Annotated in this window: 14 protein-coding genes; 1 reads left to right on the forward strand and 13 read right to left on the reverse strand. The window is 74.6% G+C overall.

Translation table 11 applies throughout. The features are described 5' to 3' along the window. Positions 1 to 29: 29 nt before the first annotated feature. From AC07AL_RS28540 to AC07AL_RS28600, 13 genes are all read right to left on the reverse strand, one after another. Entirely contained in the window at positions 30 to 1,025 is a 996-nt protein-coding gene (locus AC07AL_RS28540; RefSeq protein WP_363586027.1) for a TauD/TfdA family dioxygenase, read from the reverse strand. Positions 1,026 to 1,033: 8 nt separating this feature from the next. Continuing rightward, on the reverse strand, positions 1,034 to 1,246 hold the full coding sequence (locus AC07AL_RS28545) for an MbtH family protein (RefSeq protein WP_063350320.1): 213 nt from the start codon (positions 1,244 to 1,246) through the stop codon (positions 1,034 to 1,036). A 119-nt stretch (positions 1,247 to 1,365) separates the two neighbouring features. After that, the gene (locus AC07AL_RS28550; protein WP_363586026.1) at positions 1,366 to 2,550 is read right to left on the reverse strand and encodes a cytochrome P450; all 1,185 of its coding nucleotides are present in this window, start codon (positions 2,548 to 2,550) and stop codon (positions 1,366 to 1,368) included. A 2-nt stretch (positions 2,551 to 2,552) separates the two neighbouring features. Then, positions 2,553 to 3,350 carry a thioesterase II family protein gene (locus AC07AL_RS28555; protein ID WP_363586025.1) on the reverse strand — a complete coding sequence of 266 codons (798 nt, stop codon included), beginning with the start codon at positions 3,348 to 3,350 and terminating at the stop codon, positions 2,553 to 2,555. Then, complete coding sequence (locus tag AC07AL_RS28560) at positions 3,347 to 5,104, reverse strand: non-ribosomal peptide synthetase (RefSeq protein ID WP_478318708.1); 1,758 nt, start codon at positions 5,102 to 5,104, stop codon at positions 3,347 to 3,349. Before AC07AL_RS28560 ends, AC07AL_RS28555 begins: the two co-directional genes overlap by 4 nt. A gap of 9 nt (positions 5,105 to 5,113) precedes the next feature. Next, positions 5,114 to 9,595, reverse strand: a complete 4,482-nt coding sequence (locus AC07AL_RS28565) for an amino acid adenylation domain-containing protein (RefSeq protein WP_478318710.1) — start codon at positions 9,593 to 9,595, stop codon at positions 5,114 to 5,116. Between the two features lie 32 nt (positions 9,596 to 9,627). Then, positions 9,628 to 14,424: an amino acid adenylation domain-containing protein gene (locus tag AC07AL_RS28570; protein ID WP_478318712.1), complete on the reverse strand. Its 4,797-nt coding sequence runs from the start codon at positions 14,422 to 14,424 to the stop codon at positions 9,628 to 9,630. A gap of 150 nt (positions 14,425 to 14,574) precedes the next feature. Then, entirely contained in the window at positions 14,575 to 15,846 is a 1,272-nt protein-coding gene (locus tag AC07AL_RS28575) for a glutamate synthase-related protein (RefSeq protein ID WP_363586020.1), read from the reverse strand. Further along, positions 15,843 to 16,835 carry an asparagine synthetase A gene (locus AC07AL_RS28580; RefSeq protein ID WP_478318714.1) on the reverse strand — a complete coding sequence of 331 codons (993 nt, stop codon included), beginning with the start codon at positions 16,833 to 16,835 and terminating at the stop codon, positions 15,843 to 15,845. Before AC07AL_RS28580 ends, AC07AL_RS28575 begins: the two co-directional genes overlap by 4 nt. A gap of 61 nt (positions 16,836 to 16,896) precedes the next feature. Then, on the reverse strand, positions 16,897 to 18,186 hold the full coding sequence (locus tag AC07AL_RS28585; protein WP_478318716.1) for a methylaspartate mutase: 1,290 nt from the start codon (positions 18,184 to 18,186) through the stop codon (positions 16,897 to 16,899). Next, positions 18,183 to 18,584 carry a cobalamin B12-binding domain-containing protein gene (locus AC07AL_RS28590; protein WP_478318718.1) on the reverse strand — a complete coding sequence of 134 codons (402 nt, stop codon included), beginning with the start codon at positions 18,582 to 18,584 and terminating at the stop codon, positions 18,183 to 18,185. Before AC07AL_RS28590 ends, AC07AL_RS28585 begins: the two co-directional genes overlap by 4 nt. A 246-nt stretch (positions 18,585 to 18,830) precedes the next feature. Next, on the reverse strand, positions 18,831 to 20,126 hold the full coding sequence (locus AC07AL_RS28595) for a helix-turn-helix domain-containing protein (protein ID WP_478318719.1): 1,296 nt from the start codon (positions 20,124 to 20,126) through the stop codon (positions 18,831 to 18,833). Between the two features lie 220 nt (positions 20,127 to 20,346). After that, positions 20,347 to 20,721, reverse strand: coding sequence for a MerR family transcriptional regulator (locus tag AC07AL_RS28600; RefSeq protein ID WP_363621023.1), 375 nt, complete (start codon positions 20,719 to 20,721; stop codon positions 20,347 to 20,349). 120 nt (positions 20,722 to 20,841) lie between these two features. On the opposite strand from AC07AL_RS28600, the gene AC07AL_RS28605 reads away from it, so the two are divergent. Further along, on the forward strand, positions 20,842 to 21,954 hold the full coding sequence (locus tag AC07AL_RS28605) for an alkene reductase (RefSeq protein WP_400807730.1): 1,113 nt from the start codon (positions 20,842 to 20,844) through the stop codon (positions 21,952 to 21,954). Positions 21,955 to 21,999 lie beyond the last annotated feature (45 nt).

The following is a 21,999-nucleotide window of genomic DNA, read 5'->3' on the forward strand; positions in this document are numbered from 1 at the left end:
ACGTCACGGCACGGGGTGGTCTGGGACGGTCAGGCGACGGCCAGGGTGGGCCGGACGCTGGGCCGGCAGTCCAGGACGTCGAGGGGCTGCCCCATCGCGACGGCGATCCTGCGGTCGCCGCGGTACGGGTCCCGGCCGTGCGCGCACAGCACGTTGTCGACCAGCATCACGTCGCCGACCTGCCAGCGCTCGCGCACGGTCGCGGCGTGGTACGCCTCGTTGAGGGCGTCGACGTCGGCGCGCTCCAGGGGTTCGCCGTCCCCGAAGCCGGTGTTGAACGGGAAGCCGTCCGGGCCGAACTCGTCGGTCATCGCCTCGCGGATGTCCGGGTCGAGCGACCACTCGCTCCAGAAGGCGAGGTGGTTGAACCAGACCTCCTCGCCGGTCGCCGGGTGGTGGATGGTGCCGGGGCGCAGCTGGCCGGTGCGCAGGTTGCCGTCCGGCAGCCACTCCCAGGTGATGCCGTTCTCCCGGCAGTAGGCCTCGACCTCGGCCCGGTCCTCGGTGGCGAAGGCGGTGCGCCAGCCCAGGGAGACGTAGTCCGAGTAGTTGCGGGTGAGCGTCCAGCCGGACGTCCGCATCCGCTCGACCAGGTGCGCGGGCAGGTGGTCGAGCACCTGGCGGCAGTCGGCGGTCGGGGTGGCGCCGCCCTCCTCGGGGGCGGTCAGGCAGGCGAAGAGCAGCCGGCCCGGGAAGGTGAGGGTGTAGCTGTTCTCGTTGTGCATCCGGATCGGCTGGGGCGACGGCAGGTCGGTGGAGGAGAAGACGCCGTTGCCGTAGTCGCTGCGCGGGGTGGCCTTCTCCCGGTAGGGGGTGCGCTCGGGGATGAGGACGTCGCGCACGGCGGCGACGTCCTCGGTGCTCGCGACCGGCAGGCCGCGCAGGAAGATCGTGCCGTGCCGGTGCAGGGCTTCGGTGAGCTCGGCCTCGTTCTCGCGCAGCCATGCGCGGGCCTCGCCGATGTCGGCGGTGCGCGGGGCGTGCGCGAGGGCCGGACGGCCGGGGTTCAGTTCCCAGGTCAGCATGGTCGCGCTCACTGCCGGGCGAGGGAGGCGGTCAGGCTGGCGGGCCGGATGTCGGTCCAGTTGGCCTCGATGTGGTCGAGGCAGCCCTGGCGGGTGTCCTCGCCGTGGACGGTGGTCCAGCCGGCCGGCACGTCGATCCAGACCGGCCACAGCGAGTGCTGGTTCTCGTCGTTGACCAGCACCAGGTAGCCGGCGTTGTCGTCCTCGAACGGGTTGCTCATGGTGTCCTCCTTGGGTTGCTTCGAAGGTAGGGGCGGGCCGGGGGGCGCAACGGCAGGAGTCGCGGCAGGAACGCGGCAGTTCGGCTCGGGCGCCCGTCGGCGGTCCGCGGCGGGCCGGTTCAGCGCGGGGTGAGGCGCACCGGGAAGTGGTCCAGGCCGAAGTTGATGATCGAGCGGTTGTGGACGACCGGCCCGGTCGGTTCGATCACGGCGACGCGCTCCAGCATCGCCGCGAACAGGGCGCCGAGTTCGGCCTTGGCCAGCGGCGCGCCGATGCAGTAGTGGGCGCCGAGGCCGAGGGCGAGGTGCTTGTTGGGGGCGCGGTCGAGCAGGATCTCCTCGGGCCGGTCGAAGGCCTCCGGGTCCCGGTTGGCGGACCACACCCAGACCGCGACCCGGTCGCCGCGCCGGATGGTGCGGCCGTCGAGCTCGGTGTCCCGGCTCGCGGTGCGCAGGGTGTGCAGCCCGACGGACGTCCAGCGCAGGAGTTCGTCCAGCGCCGAGTCCATGCCGACCTCACCCCGCTGCAACTGCCGCCACAGTTCCGGGTGCTGGACGAGGGTGTGCAGGCCCATGGCCGCGGTGTGACGGACGGTCTGGACACCGCCGACCACGATGTTGTCCAGGTTGAGGACGACGTCCTCGATCGGCAGCAGCTTGCCGCCGACCCGGTAGGTGGCCATCTTGCTGATCAGGTCGTCGCGCGGGTCGGTGCGGCGCAGCATCACCTGGTGCAGCAGGTAGGGGATGAGCTGCTGGTGGCCGGCCCGGCGCTCCTCGGGGGTGCGGCCGAGGAAGGCGACGTCGCAGACCCGCTCGACCATCTCGCGGTCCTTCTCGGGGACGTCCAGGAGGTCGCACATGACGGACAGCGGCAGGGCGGAGACGGCGTCGACGAGGTCGACCTCGCCCAGCTCGACGGCCCGGTCGACGATCGAGGCGGCGAGTTCGGTGATGCCGCGGGACGCTCCGCGCACCGGGCCGGGGGCGAAGAACGGGTTGGCGGGCGCGCGGAGTTCGCGGTGCCGGGGCGGGTCGGTGAGGGCCATCATCCGGCCGGAGCCGACCGGGACGTTGCCCTCGCCGGCGCCGAGCAGCGAGCCCTGCTCGGAGCTGTAGAGCGTGGCGTTGCGCAGCACCTCCGCGGAGTGCCGGTAGGAGAGCACCGACCAGATCGGCCCGTCGTCGACGGTGTCGGTGCGGTGGACGGAGGCCTCCCGGCGCAGTTCCGCGACCAGGGCGGGGGTGTCGGGGCGGGCCCACAGGCCCGGGTCGGTGAGGTCGACCGCGGTGGTGGTCAGCATGGCTACTCCGTCGTGGACTGGTCGGCGGCGGCGCCGGCCCGGTGGCCCGGGCCCGGTCGCTCGATGAGGGAGGTCAGCAGGTCGACCGGGCCGGGCCCGTCGACGGTGGCGAGCAGGTGGCCGCCGGGGACGATGTGGTGGCCGCTGGCACCACGGGTGTGGACGGCCCAGCCCTGGAGTCCGGCGGAGCCGAGCATCGGGTCGTCGGCGCCGGCGACGGTGTGCAGGTCGGAGCCGATCGGCGGGTGCGGGCGGGGGCGGTAGGTGGCGACCACGGCCAGGTCGGTACGGATGCCCTGAAGCGCGTGCTCCTTCAACTCCGAGTCGCCCTCGATGAGTTCACCCATGCCGGCCAGGCGCAGCAGGTCGTCTGCGGTGTGCTGCGGGCGGTCCCGGCCGGCCCAGGTGGCAGGCGGCGATGCGGAGGCGGCGACCACCAGTTCGGGCCGCCGCTCGGCGGGCAGCGCCCGGGCGACCTCGTAGCCGAGCAGGGCGCCGAAGCTCTGCCCGTAGAAGCCGAACCGGCCCGTCAGGTGCGGGGTGAGGGCGTCCACGACGGCGTCGACCAGCAGGTCGAAGCTCGCGGGCATCGGGTGGCCGAGGCGACCGCCGCGGGCGGGCGGGCGCACCGCCCAGACCTCGGCGGTCGGGGCGAGGGCGCGGGCGAGCGGGGTGTAGGCGGTGGCGTCGCCCCCGGCGTGCGGGAAGCAGAACAGCCGGAACGGGCGGTGCGGTTGGGGCGCGGGGACGAGCAGCCAGTCCCCCTCGACGCGGGGGCGCACCCGCGTGGCAGTGGTCATGCGCCGCTGACCCGGGCGCGGGCGGTCAGGGCGGGCCGGGGGGCGGCGGTGCCGGCCTCGACGGCCTTCCCGACGGTGGCGGTGAAGGCGGCCAGGTCGGCCGAGTCCAGCAGGTGGCGCAGCTGGAGCTCGATGCCGAGCCGGCGGCGCAGCAGGTGGACGACGCGCAGCGCGGCGAGCGAGTGGCCGCCGAGCGAGAAGAAGTCGTCGGTGGGCGTGACGCCGGTCAGGCCGAGCACGGTGCGCCAGACCTCGGCGACCTGCTCCGCCAGCCCGCCGGGGCCCTCGGCGGGCGCCTCCTCGGCCGCGGGGGCGGGCTGCGCCGCGGGGGCGGGCAGGGCCGCGTGGTCGACCTTGCCGTTCGGGGTGAGCGGCATGGCGTCCAGCACGGTGATCGCCGAGGGCACCAGGTGCGCGGGCAGGGTGGCCCGCAGGCGCTCGGTCAGTTCGGCGGCGGTGGCGGCGCCGGTGACGTAGCCGACGAGCCGGCGGTCGCCGGGGGCGGGCTCGTGGACGGTGACGGCGGCGGCCTGGACGCCGTCCAGCCGGGCCAGCGCGTGCTCGACCTCGCCGAGCTCGATCCGGTAGCCGCGCAGCTTGACCTGGCGGTCGACCCGGCCGACGTACTCCAGCCGGCCGCCCTCGCCGCGCCGGGCCTGGTCGCCGGTGCGGTACATCCTCTCGCCGGGGGCGGTCGGGTCGGCGACGAAGCGTCCGGCGGTCAGCCCGGGGCGGCCCGGGTAGCCGTGGGCGAGCCCGGGCCCGGCGAGGTACAGCTCGCCGACGACGCCGTCGGCGACCGGGGCGAGCTTCTCGTCCAGCAGGTGGAGGCGCACGCCGGGCAGCGGCTCGCCCAGGTGCGGACCGGGGCCGCTGATCGACGTGGTGACGGCGTCGACGGTGCACTCGGTGGGCCCGTACAGGTTGAGCGCGTCGATGCCGCCGTCGGCGAGCTCCCGCCAGGTGTGCTCGGGGACGGGCTCGCCGCCCATGAACAGCCGCGGCACCCGGGCGCCGGTGAGCGGCTCGCGCAGCAGCTCCCAGTGCGAGGGGGTCAGGTCGAGGTCGGCGACGGCGTGCTCGGCCAGCAGGGCGGCCACCCGGGCCGGGTCGGCGCGGTGCTCGTCGCCGATGACCAGGACGGTGTCGCCGCGGCAGATCCGGGCCCACTGCTGGACGGAGGCGTCGAAGGAGACGCTGGCGTTCCAGCCGACCACCCCGGGCTCGGCGCGGTAGGCGCCGGCGGCCTCCAGTGCCTCCACCAGGGCGGCGACGGCGCCGCGCGGCACCTCGACGCCCTTGGGGAGCCCGGTGGAGCCGGAGGTGTAGATGACGTAGGCGGGGTCGAGCGGGTCGGCCGCCTCCGGCAGATCAGGCCCGCCGGCGGCGGCGTCCGGGCGCAGGACCGGCACGCCCTGGGCCGCCGGGAGGCCGCCCGTACTGATCAGGGCCGCGAGCCGCGCGTCGGCGGCCATGAAGGCCAGCCGCTCGGCGGGGTAGGCCGGGTCGAGCGGGACGTAGGCGGCGCCGGCCCGCCAGACGGCGAGCAGGGCGACCGGCAGGTCGGCGGTGCGGGCGAGGTGGACGCCGACCCGGTCGCCGCGGCCGACGCCGTGGGCGCGCAGGGCGCGGGCCAGCGCGGCGGTGCGCAGGTCGAGTTCGGCGAAGTCCAGGCGGGCCGCTCCGGCGAGGACGGCGGTGCGCTCGGGGTGGGCGGCGACGGCATCGCGCAGGCGGTGCAGGAGGTCGGTCATGACGGTTCCTCAGGACTCTCGGACGGAGGCGGCCATGGCGTGCAGGGCTGCCGTGTAGGTGTCGATGAACTGCTCGGCGGTGGTGTCGGTGACCAGGGAGCGCTGGTGGTCCACGGCCAGCAGCACGCGCTGCGAAACCGGGTCCTGGATCAGCGAGGCGCCGAACGCGAAGCTGTTGGGCTCGTGGCGCAGGGTCGGCTCGCAGCCGATCCGGCCGTCCACGATGCGGGCGGAGCTGAGCCGGCCCAGGGCGTGGAAGCGCAGGTAGCCGAACTGGCTGTCCAGCGCGGTGTCGGTCATCAGCCGGGCGAGCCGGGCGAAGGGCACCCGGCGGTGCGGCATCATGTCCAGTTCCTCCCGGTGCACCTCGCGCACCAGGGCGAGCAGGTCGTCGGTGGGCTCGCAGCTCAGCGGGACGGTGTTGAGGAACAGCCCGTACACCTCGGTACCGCCGAGCCGTTCCAGCCGGCCGTTCACGGCGAGGCCGGTGGTGACGCGCCGTCGCCCGGTGACGGCGGCGAGGGCGTGCAGGTGGGCCGCGAGCGCGACCGACTTGAGGGGCACGGCCAGGGCGTCGGCGACCCGCCGCAGCTGCTCGGGCGCCTCGGGCAGCACCCGCTCGACAGTGCGCGGCGCCTCGTGCACGTCCTCGCTGCCGGGGAAGGACTGGCCGCTGACGCCGGACAGCCGGTCGCGCCAGTACGCGAGCGAGCGCTCGTCCCCGGCGGCCTGCCGTTCGACGGCCACGAAGTCGCGGAAGGCGGTGCGCGGCGGCGGGGTGGGGGCGCCGAGCGGGTCGGCGGCCAGGGCCGTGTGGCGCTCCAGGATCTCGGTGAACAGCGAGGTGAAGCTCCAGCCGTCGAGGATGGCGTGGTGCTCGGAGATGGTGAGCTGGAAGGCGTCCTCGGCCAGGCGCTGCACGGTGATCCGGAACAGCGGCGGGGCGGTGAGGTCGAAGGGCGTCCACCGGTGGGTGTCGAACACCTCGCGGACCGCCGTGTCCTGGTCGGGCTCGCCGCGCAGGTCGGTGAACTCGACGGGCGCGGGCAGCCGCCCGTACACGAGCTGGAGCGGTTCGCCGTAGCCGGACAGGTCGAGGCCGGTGCGCAGCACCGCGTGGCGCTCCATGGCCTCGGCGACCGAGCGGCGGAAGGCCTGTTCGTCGAGGTCGCCCGAGATCCGGTAGGAGTTGACGTTGTGGTAGCTGTCGGTGCCGCCGGCGATCTCCATGTGGAAGACCATGGAGAGCTGCATGGAGACCATCGGGTAGGCGTCGGCCAGGCCGGGCGGCAGGTCGTCGCGGTCCTCCGGGGTGATCAGGGAGAAGGGCTCGTGATCGGCCGGGCCTTCGGCGACGGGCTCGGCCAGCGGCAACAGGGCGGCGACCGTGGGGGCGTTGAAGACGTCCCGCAGGCTCACCCCCCAGCCGCGCTCGTGCAGCGCGCCGGCGAGCTGGACGGCCCGGATGGAGTCGCCGCCGAGGTGGAAGAAGTCGTCGTGGACGCCGATGCCGTCCACCCCGAGGACCTCCGTCCAGACGGCGGCGAAGGCCTCCTCCTCCGGGGTGCGCGGCTCGACGTGGCGGCCTCCGGTGGCCGTGCTGCGCTGGCCGGGGGCGGGCAGCGCGGCGCGGTCCACCTTGCCGTTGACGGTGAGCGGCAGCGACTCCAGGACGGTGAAGCTGGCCGGGACCATGTACGGGGGCAGCGAGCGGCCGAGGAAGGCGCGGACGTCGGCGGGCTCGCGCCCGGTGACGTACGCGGCGAGCCGGTCGTCGTGCACGGTGACGACGCAGGCGTCGACGTCCGGGTGGGCGGCGAGCGCGTTCTCGATCTCGCCGAGCTCGATCCGGAAGCCGCGCAGCTTGACCTGGAAGTCGGCGCGTCCGATGTACTCCAGACCGCCGCCGGGCAGACGCCGGGCGACGTCGCCGGTGCGGTAGAGCCGCGCCCCGGGCGGGCCGTAGGGGTCGGCGACGAAGCGGCCCGCGGTGAGGCCGGGGCGGCCCCAGTAGCCGTGGGCGAGGCTGCCGCCGCCGATGTACAGCTCGCCGGCCGCGCCGGGTGGCACCGGACGCAGCCAGTCGTCCAGGACCTGGGCGGTGAGGTGCGGCATGGGCGCGCCGATCAGGCTGCGCTCGAAGCCGGCGCTGCCGGCCAGGTCGTGGGTGGTGACGTGGACGGTGGTCTCGGTGATGCCGTACAGGTTGCAGAGCCGGGCCGGGGGCGGCGGGTCGAGTTCGAACCAGCGCTGGACGACGCCCGGGTCCAGCGCCTCCCCGCCGAGCATGATCCACTTCAGCGCGGACAGGTCGCGCGGGCCGCGCCGCAGCACGGGCTCCAGCTGGCGCAGCGCCGAGGGGGTGAGGCAGAGGAAGGAGACCCGCTCCTGCTCCAGCAGTTCGGCGAACTCCTCCGGCGAGCGGCTGGTGACGTAGGGGACGACGACCAGGCGGGCACCGTGCAGCAGGGCGCCCCACATCTCCCAGACCGTCCAGTCGAAGGCGTAGCTGTGGAAGAGCGTCCAGGTCTCCTCCGGGCCGAAGCCGAAGTGCTCCGCGCCGTCCGCCATGAGCCGGCTGACGTGCTCGTGGGCGACGGCGACGCCCTTGGGGCGGCCGGTGGAGCCGGAGGTGAAGATGATGTAGGCGACGTCGCCGGGGCGCCCGGCGGCCGGCGGGCGGTGGTCCGGCCGGGCGGCCAGGTCGGCGGCCTCGGCGGTCAGGTCGTAGGCCTGCCAGGGGCCTTCGGGGGCCCGGTCCGGGCGGTCGGTGACGACGAGGGTGACGTCGGCGTCGGCGAAGACGAGCGCGGCGCGGTCGGCGGGGGCGGCGAGGTCGACGGGCACGTACGCGGCGCCGGTCTTGAGCACGCCGAGGACGGTGACCAGGACGTCGGCCGTGCGGTCCAGCAGCATTCCGACGCGGTCGCCGGGGCCGGCCCCGCGGGCGCGCAGGGCATGGGCCAGGCGGTTGGCCCGGCGGTCGAGTTCGGCGTAGCTCAGGGTGTGGCCGGAGTCGCTGACGGCGGGCCGGTCGGGGTGGGCGTCGGCGGCCTGCTCGAACAGCCGGTGCAGGCAGTGGCCGGGGGTGTCGGTGGCCCGGACGGCCTCGGCCCCGGCGGTGCGGCCGGTCAGCCGCAGCACGGTGGCGTCGGGCTCGTCCAGGGCCGCGGTGAGCAGGGCGCCGAAGTCGGCGGCCAGCCGGCGCACCGTCCCGGCGTCGAACAGCTCGCTGCGGTACTCGGCCTCGCCGCGCAGTTCGCCGCCGGGGTCGCCGGGGTCGCCGCCCGTCCCGCTGCCGGTCCCGCTGCTGTCGAAGACGGACCAGGTGAGGTCGAACTTGCTGGTGCCGTTGGAGCGCACCCGGCTCTCGGCGGTGGCCCGGCCGAGCACGAGCGGGGTGCGGTCCTCGCCGTGGGCGCCGAACACCACCTGGACCAGCGGCGGGTGCTGCGCGGTGCGGGCGGTGCCGAGCTGGTCGACCAGCTGGTCGAAGGGCACGTCGAGGTAGCCGTAGGCCTCGAAGGCGACGTCCTGGACGTGCTCCAGCAGGGCGCGGAAGCTCAGCCCGGGTGCGAGCCGCAGGCGCAGCGGCAGCAGGTTGACGAAGTAGCCGAGCAGGTGCTCCAGTTCGGGCCGGTTGCGGGTGGTGACGGGAGTGCCGATCACCAGGTCGTCGGCGCCGGTCCAGCGGTTCAGCAGCAGGGCGAAGGCGGCCAGTTGGACGGTGAAGGGGGTGACGCCCTCCGCCTCGGCCAGGGCGCGCACCTTCGCCGCCGTGCCGGGGGCGAGCCCGAACTCCTCGGTCCGTCCCGCCGCGCCGCGCTCGGCGGGACGGGGCCGGTCGGTGGGCAGCTCCAGCAGGGCGGGTGCGCCGTGCAGCTGCTCCTTCCAGTAGGTCAGGTGCTCCTCGAAGGAGGTGTCGAGCTCCTCCACCGCGTAGTCGGCGTACTGCACGGTCAGTTCCGGCAGGTCGGCGGCCCGGCCCTGCACCGCGGCGCCGTACAGGTCGGCGAGTTCGCGCTCGAAGACCTCGGCGGACCAGCCGTCCCAGACGATGTGGTGGACGGTGAACAGCAGCGTGGTGCGCTCGTCCGCCAGTTGGAAGGCCTCGGCGCGCAGCAGCGGTCCGGCGGCCAGGTCGAAGGGTTCGGCGCAGCGGGCGGTGAGCAGTTCCTCCAGGCGTCCGGCCTGCTCGGGGCCGCCCTGCGGGCGCAGGTCGGTCACCGCGAGCGGCACGGCGAGGGTGTGGTGGACCTGCTGGCGCGGGCCGTCGGGGTGCAGCGCGAAGGTGGTGCGCAGCACCTCGTGCCGGGCCACCAGGGCGTCCAGCGCGCGCTGGAGCAGCGGGAGGTCGAGCGGGCCGGTGACGTCGACCGTCCAGGGCGTGCAGTAGGTGACCTGCCGCGGATCGAGGCGGTCGAGGAACCAGAGGCCGCGTTGCAGCCCCGAGGCGGGCGCGGTGCGCGCCGGGTGGTCGGACGGGCTCACGGCCTCGTTCCCTTCGTGTGCGGTGCGGCCCGTCATCGGGCGGCCAGCCGTTCGGCGATGGCACTCACGGTCCTGGCCCGGAACACCAGTTGCGGGGGGACGCGGGTGCCGGTCTCCCGGGACAGCCGCATCGCGACCCGGACGGCGGCCAGCGAGTTGCCGCCGATCCGGAAGAAGTTGTCCTCCCGGCCGACCTCGGTGAGGTCGAGGACCTCGCACATGGCCTCGGCGACCAGCCGTTCGGCTTCGGTCAGCGGGTCGCGGGCGGCGGCCCGGCGCCCGGCGGGGGCGGGCAGTGCCTTCCGGTCGACCTTGCCGTTGTGGTTGAGCGGCAGGGCGTCCAGGACGTCCAGGGTGGCGGGCACCATGTGCTCGGGCAGCAGGCCGGCCAGGTGGTCGAGGAGCACCTCCGGGTCCGGTGCGTCGGCCCCGACGGTGACGTAGGCGGCCAGGCGGTGGTCGCCCGGGGCGGGTTCGTGGACGGTGACGGCGGCCTCCTGGACGGCGGGGTGCCGGGTGAGCGCGTCCTCGATCTCGCCGGGCTCGACCCGGAACCCGCGGATCTTGACCTGGTCGTCGATCCGGCCGGTGACCTCCAGCAGGCCCCCGGCGTTGACGTAGCCGAGGTCTCCGGTGCGGTAGAGGCGCTCGCCGGGGACACCGAACGGGGAGGCGACGAAGCGTTCGGCGGTGAGGCCGGGCCGGCCGAGGTAACCGTAGGCGAGACCGCCACCGGAGGCGTACAACTCGCCGATCACGCCGGGCTCGACGGGGCGCAGCAGCTCGTCCAGGACGAGGATGCCCTTGCCGTTCAGCGCGACGCCGATCGGGACGGAGCTGCCGGTGACGTCCTCCGGGCCGACCTGGTGGCAGGTGGTCAGGCCGAGGCTCTCGACCGGGCCGTAGCCGTTGGCGACCACCAGGCCCGGGTGGTTCTCCAGGGCCTTGGCCACGTGGGTGACGGAGGCCCGCTCGCCGGCCGTGATGGCCAGTTTGAGGCCGTCGTAGGTCTCCGGGAGCTCCTCCAGCAGGAAGTTGAACAGGCTGGCGGAGAGCTGGAGTTCGGTGACGCCGTGGCGGCGGGTCAGCTCGGCGATGGTCTGCGGGTCCGGGCGCTGGCCGGGCTGCAGGACGCAGGCGCCGCCGAAGCAGAGCGCGCCGTAGAGCTCCAGCGCGAAGGCGTCCCAGGAGACCGGCGAGCACTGCAGCCAGACCTCGTCCGGGCCGAAGCGGGCGTAGTCCTGGCCGAGGTAGGTGGTGGTGAGCGCGCGGTGCGGGACGGCCGCGCCCTTGGGGCGGCCGGTGGAGCCGGAGGTGAACATCACGCAGGCGAGATCGGCGCCGTCGACCGGCAGGCCGAGGTCGTGCGCCGCGTACCGGGCCAGCTCGGCGGCCGCGGCGTCCAGGTCCACCTGGCGCCGGACGGCGAACGGCACGGTGGCGTGGCGGTGGGTGATCACCGTGGCGGCGCCGGTGTCGGCGACCGCGCCGGCCAGCCGCTCGGCCGGGAAGTCCGGGTCCAGCAGGGTGTAGGCGGCGCCGGTCTTGAGTGCGGCCAGCAGCGCGGTGACCATCTCCGGCCCGCGCTCGGCGAGTACGGCGACGGTGTCGCCGCGGCCGATGCCGAGGCCCACCAGGTGGCGGGCCAGCCGGTTCGCGGCGGCGTTCAACTCGCCGTACGGGACGGTCCGTTCACCGGAGATCAGGGCGGTGGCCTGCGGGGCCCGGGCGGCCTGCGCCTCGAACAGGGCGTGCCCCGGCACCTCCAGGGCGGCGGCCAGGGTGCCCAGCCACTGCTCGCACAGGCCGGCCATGGTGGAGGCCTCGAAGAGGTCGCTGTCGTACTCGAAGCGGCCGGTGAAGCCGGTGCCGCGGTCGTCCACCGAGACGGACAGGTCGAAGCGGGAGACGGGGTTGGAGTGCAGATCGCGGGTGACCTCGCACCCGCCGACGGTCAGCGGGCGGGTGTCCAGCGGGTGCAGCTCCAGCAGCACCTGGCACAGCGGGTTGCGGTCCTCGGGGCGTTCCTCCAGCACCGCGTTCGCGATGTCGTCGAAGGGCACCTCCTGGTGCCGGTAGCCACCGATCGACACCTCGCGCACGTGCCGGACCAGTTCGCGGAAGGAGACGCCCTCCTCGACCTTCAGGCGCAGCGGCAGCAGGTTGACGAAGTAGCCGATCAGGCCGTCGAGTTCGGCCCGGCCACGGACGTTCACCGGCGAGCCGAGCACCAGGTCGCGCTGCCCGGAGCGGCGGTGCAGGGTGAGCGCCAGCCCGGCGAGCAGCACCATGAACGGGGTGGCGTCCTCGCTGCGGGCGAGCGCCCGGACGGCCCCGGCCACCGGATCCGGCATCGCGAAGCGGTGGAACGCGCCGCGGAAGGCCTGCTCCTCGGGGCGGGGGTGGTCCGGCGCCAGCGCGTCGACGTCCGGAACGTCGGCCAACTGCTCGCGCCAGTAATCGAGTTGCTGCTCGGCGGTGTCGTCCTGGTACTGCCAGGCCGCGTAGTCGCCGTACTGGACGGCGAGTTCCGGCAGCTCGGCCGGGCGCCCCTCGGCCGCCGCGGCGTACAGCTCCTGGAGCTCGGCCTCCAGCACCGGCAGCGAGCCCTCGTCCCAGACGATGTGGTGGAGGAGCAGCAGCAGCGTGGTCGCCCCGGCGGCCCGGAAGACCCGCGCCCGCACCAGCGGCCCGACCGCCAGGTCGAAGGGCTCCAGCGCGGCCTCGGCCACCAGGTCGTCCACCTGGTCGGCGGTGGTCTCGGTGAGCGTGAACGGCAGCTCCACGGCCGGGTGGACGACCTGGCGCGGACCGTCCTCGGCGAGCTCGAAGGTCGTCCGCAGGCTCTCGTGCCGCGCCACCACCCCGGCCAGCGCCTGCCGCAGCAGCTCGGGGTCGACCGGCCCGGCGAACCGGAACACCCAGGGCACCACGTAGGTCGGCGCGTCCGGGTTCCACTGGTCGAGGAACCAGAGGCCGCGCTGGAACTTGGACAGCGGGGCCTCGGCGGCGCCCGAGCGGACCAGCGCCGGGCGCTCACCGCCGGAGGCGGCGGTCACCGCGGCGGCGAACTCCGCCAGCGTCGGCGCGTCGAAGATGGTGTACGGGGACACCATGCCGAAGACGTCGAAGACCCGGCCCACCACCCGCACGGCCGTCAGCGAATCGCCGCCCAGGTGGAAGAAGTTGTCGTCCGCCCCGACCTCGGGCACCCCGAGCACGTCCGCCCAGACCGCCGCGATCAGCTGCTCGGCGGGCGTGCGCGGCGGGCGGCCGGCGGGCTGGCCCTCGGGCGCGGCCTGCGGCTCGGGCAGGGCCTGGCGGTCCACCTTTCCGCCGCCGGTCAGCGGGAAGGCGTCCAGCGCCGTGAGCGTCGCCGGGATCATGTGCTCGGGCAGCCGCTCGGCCAGCCAGTCCCGCGCCTCGGCGTACCGCGGCGCGGCACCGGTCAGGTACCCGGCCAGCCGGCCCTCGCGCGCCACCACCACGCAGCCGGTGACGCCCGGGTACCCGGCCAGCACCTGCTCGATCTCGCCCGGCTCGACCCGGAAGCCGCGGACCTTCACCTGGTGGTCGCTGCGGCCGACGAACTCCAGCGGGCCGTCCTCGGTCGTGCGGCGCACCACGTCGCCGGTGCGGTACATCCGCGCGCCGGGAGCGCCGCTCGGCGCTGCGGCGGGGTCTGCGAGCGGCTCCGCGGGCGGGGCCACGAACGGGTCCGCGACGAAGCGGTCGGCGGTCAGGCCCGGGCGGCCGAGGTAGCCGGAGGCCAGCAGCGGCCCGCCGACGTACAGTTCGCCGGCCGTGCCGGGCGGCACCGGGCGCAGCCGCTCGTCGAGCACGTAGAGCCGCCGCCCGCCGAGCGCGGTCCCGATCGGCACGCCCGCCTCGGGCTGCTCGCCCGCGAGCCGGTGGGTGGTGGCGGTGACCACCGTCTCGGTCGGTCCGTACGCGTTCAGCAGCGGCACCCCGGTCGCGGCCCACCAGGCGGCGGCGGTGGCGGGCTCCAGCTTGTCGCTGCCCGAGATCATCAGGCGAAGGGTGCGCGGCACCCTGCCGCCCAGGGCCGCCACCACGTCCTGGAAGTAGCCGGCGGCCAGGTTGGCGACGGTGACGCCCTCGGCGTCCAGCAGGTCCAGCAGTTCGGCCGGGGAGAGGAGTCGGTGCTCCGGGAGGAGCAGGCAGGCCCCGGCGGACAGCGCGCCGAGGACCTGCTCCACGGCCACGTCCACCGTCGGACGGGCGAACTGCAGCACCACGTCCCGCTCGGTCAGGCCGAAGGTCCGGACGGCGGCGGCCAGGTGGCCGGTCAGCGCGGCGAGCGGGACGTGCACGCCCTTCGGACGGCCGGTGGTGCCGGAGGTGTAGATGACGTAGCCGGCACCGCCATCGCCGGCACCGGCAACGGCGCCCGCGCCGTCGCTGAGCCCGGTGAGCTCGGTGAGCTCCTCGCCGCCGAGGGCCAGGGAGGCCCCGGCGTCCTCGGTGATCCAGCGGTTGCGCTCCTCCGGGGCCTCCCGGTCCAGCGGCAGGTAGGTGGCCCCGGCCCGCAGGACCGCCAGCAGCGCGACCACGTGGTCCAGCCGGTCGCGGCCGGTGACGGCGACCGTCCCCCCGGGGGCGAGCCGGGCGGCGAGCGCGGCGGTCAGGCCGTCCAGCTCCCGGTAGCTGACGGTCCGGCCGCCGGTGCGGACGGCCGGCCGCTCCGGAAAGCGGCGGACGGCGGAGGCGAACGGCTCGAAAGCGGGCGGCTCGAAAGCGGAAACCGTAATTTCAGGCGCCGTGATTTCGGGCGCAGCATTCTCAGTAGGGAAACCGCGAGAGGACATCATCCAGCCCCAGAAGTGAGATGAATCGGCGACGAGTTCGACGATAGGGGGAATTCGACGGCCCTATCGGCAGGAAATGAGGAAGGAAATCGGCAGTTTCCGGTGCCGCTTTCCGGACCTGCCGCAGGAATCGACCCGGGCAGGCCGGGGCTACCGGCCGGCGGTGGTTCCGTATTCCTCGGGGGACCAGACGTCCTCCCGGTCCAGGGCCTGCGGCGCGTACTTTCCGAGCGCACTGATCAGCAGTCGGAGTTCCAGCGCCAGACAGTCCACGAAACGGCGGAGCCCGGATTCCCGGTCCTCCGCCACGGCGAGCAGCGCCGCCCGCCCGAGGCCCACCGCGCGGGCCCCCAGGGCCAGGCTCTTGACCGCTCTGGCACCTTCCCAGATGCGCCCGGAGACCAGCAGCGAGGGCGGCGGCGCGACCGCCAGCCGGCGCAGGCACTCCGCGAGCGGCAGTCCGACGTGCGGCAGGAACACCCCGGGCGCCCAGCCGGTTCCGCCTTCGGCGCCGTCCACCACGACGGCGTCCGCCCCGGCCTCGTGCGCCACCCGGGCGGCCTCGGCCACGTCCCGGCCGGGGTAGAGCTTCACCCAGATCCGCACCCGCGGGTAGTTGTTGCGCATCAGCCGGATCTGCTGGCGCAGGATCTCCGCGGTGAAGGTGCCCGGGGTGGCGGCGCGCAGCACCCGCCCGTCGCCGAACAACGGGTCCAGCCCGAAGCGGTCGCCCAGCGCGGCGGCGGCCTCGGCCTCCAGCACGGTCATTCCGCCCAGGCCCGGTTTGGCGCCCTGGCCGACCTTCAACTCGAAGGCCAGCCGTCCGGATTCCAGCAGGGGCAGGGCGGCCGGGTCGCTGTGGACGAGGTTCCACACCTCGGCGTCGGCGTCCTCGGTGCTCTGCTGGACGGCCACGCCGCCGAGGCCGTCCGGGAGTTCCTCGGTGTAGGCGCGCAGCCGGCCGAGCAGCGTGCGGTCGGCCGCCTCGCCGAGCCGGCCGTAGCCGTTCACCGGCACCACGTTCTCGCCGATCACCATCGGGATGCCGAGCGCCCCGGCCTGCCGGCTCAGCGCCAGCCCGAGGTCACCGCCGGCGGCCCGGGTGGAGCCGGTCGCGGAGACGTACACCGGCAGCGCGGAGGCGAACCCTCCGATGGTGGTGGCCAGTTCGACGTCCCGGTAGTCGGGCTCGCGGCCGAGGTCGATCAGCTTGGCCAGCCGCTGCGGCAGGAACAGCGGCGGGACGATCCGCAGCGCGTCCAGGGCGTCCGGCGGCGCCGCCCGGTCCGCCGCGCCCGGCCGGCCGGCGCCGAACAGCACGTGTCCGTACTCCTCGGCGGGCGGGAAGGCGGCGGCGGCCCCGGCGCGGGCCCGATGCCGGACCTCCTCCTCCGGGAATCCCGGCGCGCTGAGGTCGCTCACGGGGACACCACTCCGGCGATCTTCGGGAAGGCGCTGGCCTGCCAGACGGCGTCCAGCCCGGCGACGTACCGGGTGAGCCTCTCGACCCCGATGCCGAAGCCCGCGCTGGCCGGCACGCCCTCGCGCACCAGGTCCAGGTACCAGCGGTACTTCTGCGGGTTCTCGCCGGTCTCCCGCATCCGGGTGACGATCTCCGCGTAGTCGTTGGTGCGCTGGCTGCCGCTGCACAGTTCACCGTAGCCCTCGGGCGCCAGCAGGTCGAAGTTGCGCAGCAGGCCCGGGTCGTCGGGGTGCTCGCGGTCGTAGAAGCCGCGCGAGCCCTTCGGGTAGTCGGTGACGAAGAACGGCCGGTCCCGGCGGGCCGACAGCAACGCCTCGCCCTCCCAGTCGAGTTCGGCCTCAGGGCTCTGCGGGTGCCCGATGCCCTGGAGTTCGGCGACCGCCTCGGCGTGCCGGATGCGGCCGAAGGAGCCCTGCAGCAGTTCGGCGAAGGCCTGCGGGTCCCGGCCGAGTTCGGCGAACTCCTTGGGCAGCGCGCGGACGGTGCTGTCGACCATGTGCACCACCAGGTCCTCGGCCAGCTGGACGACGTCGTCCCGGCTCGCGCCGGCGACCTCCACGTCCAGCTGGTGGAACTCGGCGAGGTGGCGGCTCGTCCCGGCGGTCTCCAGCGGTTCCAGGCGGACGTTCGGGGCGATGCAGAAGATCTTGTCGAAGGCGAGCAGCGAGGCCTGCTTGTACAGGATCGCGCTGGTCATCAGCTTGTAGCGGTGGCCGTAGAAGTCGATGTCCACCTGCTTGGAGCCGCGCGCACCGGGATCGGTGACCGGGCCGATGATCGGCGGCAGCAGTTCGGTGAAGCCCCGGCCGCGCAGGAACTCGCGGGCCGCGGTGAGCAGGTGCTGCTGGATCCGGAGCGCGCTGCGGGTGGCCGGCGCGGTCAGGTGCCGGCCCGGGTCGGTCGGCGGCAGGGGCGTGGGGTCGGACATGGTCGGGTCCTCTTCTCTCGTTCTCTCGTGGAGCGTGGAGCGTGGCTTTTCACCCGGCTTCTCACCGTGCGGCGGGCAGGCCCCGGAGTGCGGGTGCGGGCGAGCGTTCGGCCCGCTCGTCGTAGCGCTGCTGGACCTGGGAGAGCGCGGCCAGCAGCCCGGCCGAGCCGAGGATCGGCGCGCGGCCGCCCTCGGCGAGCCCGGCGATCGGCATCGAGCCGACGGCGGACCACAGCAGCCGTCCGTCCGGGCCGAGCGAGCTGCGCGTCCGCCCGGCGTTGTCGGGGTGCAGGCAGTACGGCACGTCCAGGTAGCCGGCCGCGAACGCCCGCACCAGGGCCCGCCCGACGTCGGCGTCCAGGTCGAGCACCGCTCCGATCAGCGCCCTGGCCTCGGCCTCGATCCCGGTGTCCGGCGGGGCGGCGGGCCGGGGGCGGGAGCGTTCCGCCGTGGCGGCCGCGGCGGCGGTCTCCAGCGCCCGGACGTTCTCGGCGACGGTCGGGATGCGGTGCGCCTCGGCCGTGGTCTTGACGATCAGCCGGGCGGCGCCGCCGCGCACCGCGAGCCGCGCGGCGTCCTCCAGCAGCAGCCGGGCGCCGCCGGGCGAGCGCGGGTACACGCCCATGTACGCGTACACCACGAGGTGCCGGTCGACGTCCGCGAGCAGTTCGCCCGCGATCCGGCCGAGCGCGGCCAGCGCCTCCTCGTCCTGGCCGGCGTTGGCCTGCTGGGCGTAGCTGAGCGAGATGCTGCGCAGCCCGTGCTGGCGGAAGAACAGCGCCTCCAGGACGCTGATGGCGATCAGCAGCGAGGGCGGGCAGAGCTGGCCCATCATGCAGCCGCCGAACGTCTCCAGGTGCGGATCCGCACCGAACTCCCGCATGGACGACAGCAGTTCGCAGCTGCGCTGCCAGCGGGCCACCGCCTCGTGCAGCGGGGTGCGGCCGTACGGCAGGCAGTAGGAGACCGGTCCGCCCTCGGTGGCGTCCAGGCCGGCCGCCAGCAGCGCCCCGATGATGTGCTCCGGCGCGGCCGAGCCGTGCCGGACCTGTACCGGGAAGCCCGCGTCCGCCACCCCGGCCAGGACCGCCCGGGTGACCTCGACCGGGTGGGTGGCGATCGGGTAGCCGTTGAGGCCGGCCCCGGCGGCCAGTGCCCGCCGCGCGGCGTCGAGGTCGCCGGTGCGGGTGTAGCTGTCCAGGGTGATGGTGCCGACGGTGACGGCGGCCGCCGCCCGGGTGGCGAGCAGGCCCTCCCGCATCCGGGCCGCCCGCGCCATCCCCATCCGGGGCTGGACCACCAGTGCGCCGGCCTCCGCGGCCTGCGCCACGAACGCGCCGAAGCTCGTCACAGCAGGACCCGGGAGTGCAGCCCGTCGACGAACTCGCGGAACCCGGCCACCGCGGAGCCCTCCTCGAAGACCCGGTCGAAGCCGGCCGCGAGCAGTGTGCGCTCGCGGTCGGGGTCGTCGGTTCCGGCGATGCCGAGCTTGCCGCCGATGACCGTCGGGGTGCGCCGAAGTTCCGGGCAGGCGCGCAGGGCCGGGATCACCCGCAGCCCTTCCTGGTGACCGTGCCCGTTGACGCTGCTGACCACGATCAGGTCCGGTTCGATCCGGCGGCATTCGGCGAGCAGCAAGGCGTCGGGGACGCACGCGCCCAGGTTCGTCACCCGGTGGCCCATTTCCTCCAGCAGCAGTTGCAGGAACACCAGGTTCCAGGTGTGCGAATCCGAGGCCGTCGTCGTCACGACGACGTCCAGTCTTCTCTCTCCGTCATTTCCGTGCTCCACAGCCCAGCCCTCGTCGGTAGCGATCGTCGATGGAATTCCGCCGACGCCCCAGCCGGCGGCCCGGGAATTCCGGCGCGTATTCCGCGGCGGTCCAGCCCCACGGAGAACGCTAGGAACGATCGGGCCCGGCGACCGGCAGCTCGTGCGGCAAGATGCGGGCAAGAAGCGGCAGTATCGACACCCGGCCGGCCTGCCGCCGCGCGGTCAGCCCGCGACGGCGAGCAGTTGGACGTCCGCGGCCGGCGCGAACCGGTGCCCGGGCTCCTCCCGGAGGAGGCGGCGGCACACGTTGAGCACCGTGAAGCGCACCCCGTCGCGGGCGGGCACGCTGCGGATCAGTCCGCGCGACAGCAGTTCGTGCACCGTCGCCAGGCAGGTCTGCGGCGCCCAGCCGCTGCGGACCACCGCGTCCTCTCCCGACCAGTCGCCGGGCTCGTCCACGAGCACGTCCAGCAGGGCCCGCTGGCGTTCCGTCAACCGCTGGATCGCCGGCTCCACCTCGTCCCGGACGTCACCGCGCGTGCCGTACACCACCGGCGGTGCCGCCAGCGTGAACGGGCCGGCCGACAGCCGGGCCAGCAGCTGGGCGGTGGACTGCACCAGCGTCCACCCCGCCGCGCGCTCCAACGCTCCCGGCAGGCCGTCCAGGTGGCGGCAGAGCGCGGCCACGGCGGGGGCCTCGGAGCGCTCCAGGGTGTAGCCGGGGCGCAGCCGGCGCAGGTGCGAGAGCAGCAGCCGGACGGCGCCGATCTGCGACAACGCCTCGGGTTCGGCGTCGAGTTCGGGGGCCGGTACGGGCAGCGGGGCGAGCGGGACGACCTGCCCGCCGGGCAGCGGCCAGGCCTCCCGGGCGGTGATCAGCACCCGCAGCCCGGGGCAGTGGTGGAACAGCCCGTCCAGCCGGTCGGCGTCCACCCCGCCGTCGGCGCCGTCCAACACCAGCAGGGCGGGCCGGTCGCCGATGTCCCGGACGATGTCGTCCATCCGGCCGTGCCAGGGGGCCGAGTCGCCGGCGCAGTCCACCCAGCGCACCGACCAGCAGGCGGCCAGGTGCAGGCGGCGGGCCACCTCCAGGGCGAGCCGGGTCTTGCCGACCCCGCCGAGCCCCACCAGCGAGACCAGCCGGTCCCCGTGCACGGCGAAGGCGTCGGACAGCACCTCGGCCTCCATCTCCCGCCCGACGATGGCCCCGCGCGCCACCGGCGGGGCGACCGGCGCCACGGCCGCCGGCTCATCGGCGAGCGGGTGCCGACGGGCGGCCTCCTCGAAGTCCGCCCGGCTGCGGCCCTCCAGCCGCAGCGCGTCCGCCAGCAGCCGGACGGTCTCGTTCCGTGGCCGTCTCACTCGGCCGCTCTCCATGTCCCGGATGGCCCGCACGCTCAGGGTGGCGTGATCGGCCAGGCACTGCTGGGTCAGGCCGATCCGCTCGCGCCGCACCCTCAACTGCTCTCCGAAGCCCGCCGCCGTCCTCACCGCTTGCACCCACTGCCCGCCGTCCATGCCTCGTCTGCCCTTCGTGGTCCGGACTCCTGATGGGGGTCGGGACCAGTGGCGGCATCAGCGCTGGGTACCCGCGCGGTCCGTGGTCCGACCGCGTGGGACCCGGTGGTCAGGCTGTGGCCTCCGAACCGGTCCCCTCCGGTTCCAGATGCTCCAGGCTCGCCGTCTACGCCCGATCAACGGCCGATCACCGGCCCCACCCACGACCTTCACGCGGGCCTCACAGCCCGTCGGCGGACTGTTCCTCGAGTGCGGCGCGGGCTGTGTCCATCAGTTCGTCGAGCGCGTCACGGGTCCTGGCCATGTCCGCGATGTGCGCGTCGAGCTTCGCCCGCTCCTGCCCCATCCGCTCCAGCGCGGCCACCGAGTGCTCCTCGCTGGGCGCGTCCACGCACGGCAGCAGTTCGGCGATGGCGCGGCTGGACAGCCCCGCCGCGTAGAGGCGCTGGATGAACAGCACCCGCGCCACCGCGCCGTCGGTGTAGTGGCGCTGCCCGCTGGCGCTGCGGGTGCTGGCCAGCAGGCCCTGCCCCTCGTAGTAGCGCAGGGATCTGACGCTCACTCCGGCGCGTTCGGCGAGCTCTCCGATCCGCACGGGCACCTCCGGGTCGTGATCCCCGTCACAGGGCTTGCCTCTGACATCGATGTCAGGTTTTAGCGTAACGGAGGACGGGCCCGGGCACCGGGTCCGTGACTTCGAACGAAGGACTTCCGCATGACGACGTCCGCCACGTCCGCCACGTCGAGCGCCCTGCTCACCGGCTACCGGCTCGGCGAACTCACGCTGCCCAACCGGGTGGTGATGGCACCGATGACCCGGGGGCGCGCCACCGCCGACGGTCTGGCCACCGCCTCGATGGCCACCTACTACGCCCAGCGGGCCACCGCCGGGCTGATCGTGACCGGGGGCGTCCAGCCGAGCCTGATCGGCCAGTCGAACCCGGGCACACCCGGCCTGTACACCGACGAGCAGACGGCCTCGTGGCGCCAGGTGACCGCTGCCGTGCACGCCAACGGCGGCCGGATCTTCGCCCAACTGATGCACGGCGGCCGGGTCTCGCACCCGGACACCACGGGGCTGCGACCGGTCGGCCCCTCGGCCGTCCCCGCCACCGGCGACGTGTTCACCCCGACCGGTCCGCAGCCCGCTCCGGTCCCCCGGGCCCTGGAGACCGACGAGGTCCCCGAACACGCCCGCTCCTACGCCGAGGCCGCCCGCCGCGCCGTCGACGCGGGCTTCGACGGGGTGGAACTGCACGGCGCGAACGGCTACCTGATCTCGCAGTTCCTCTCCTCCAACGCCAACCGGCGCACCGACCGCTACGGCGGCCCGGTGCGCAACCGGATCCGCTTCGCCGTCGAAGCCGCCACCGCCACCGTCGAGGCCGTCGGCGCCGCCAGGACCGGGATCCGCCTCTCCCCCGGCGGCACCTTCTGGGGCGTGGCGGAGGAGGACGTCCTGGAGCTCTACACCGCCCTGCTCGGCGAACTCGCCGGCCTCGGACTCGCCTACGTCCACCTGGAGGCGACGACGGACGAGCCGTCCCTGCTCGCCCTGCGCCGCGCCTGGCCGGGCACGCTCATCATGAATCCGGTGCTTCCGCTGGGCCCGAAGCAGGTCGACCGCGAGGCGGCGGACCACTGGCTCGGCCTCGGCGCCGAGCTGATCAGCTTCGGCCGCGCCTACCTCGCCAATCCCGACCTCGTCGAACGGCTGCGCACCGGCGCCCCGATCGCCCCGGCCGACGAAGCCACCTACTACCAGGGCGGGGACCGGGGCTACCTGACCTACTCCGCCTACCAGCACACGGTCGACCAGCGGCCGTAGCCGCCACCCGCCCGAGGCCGCCGCGGCGGCGCCCCGCCCCGGGAG

The sequence above is a fragment of the Kitasatospora sp. NPDC043949 genome (assembly GCF_056435365.1).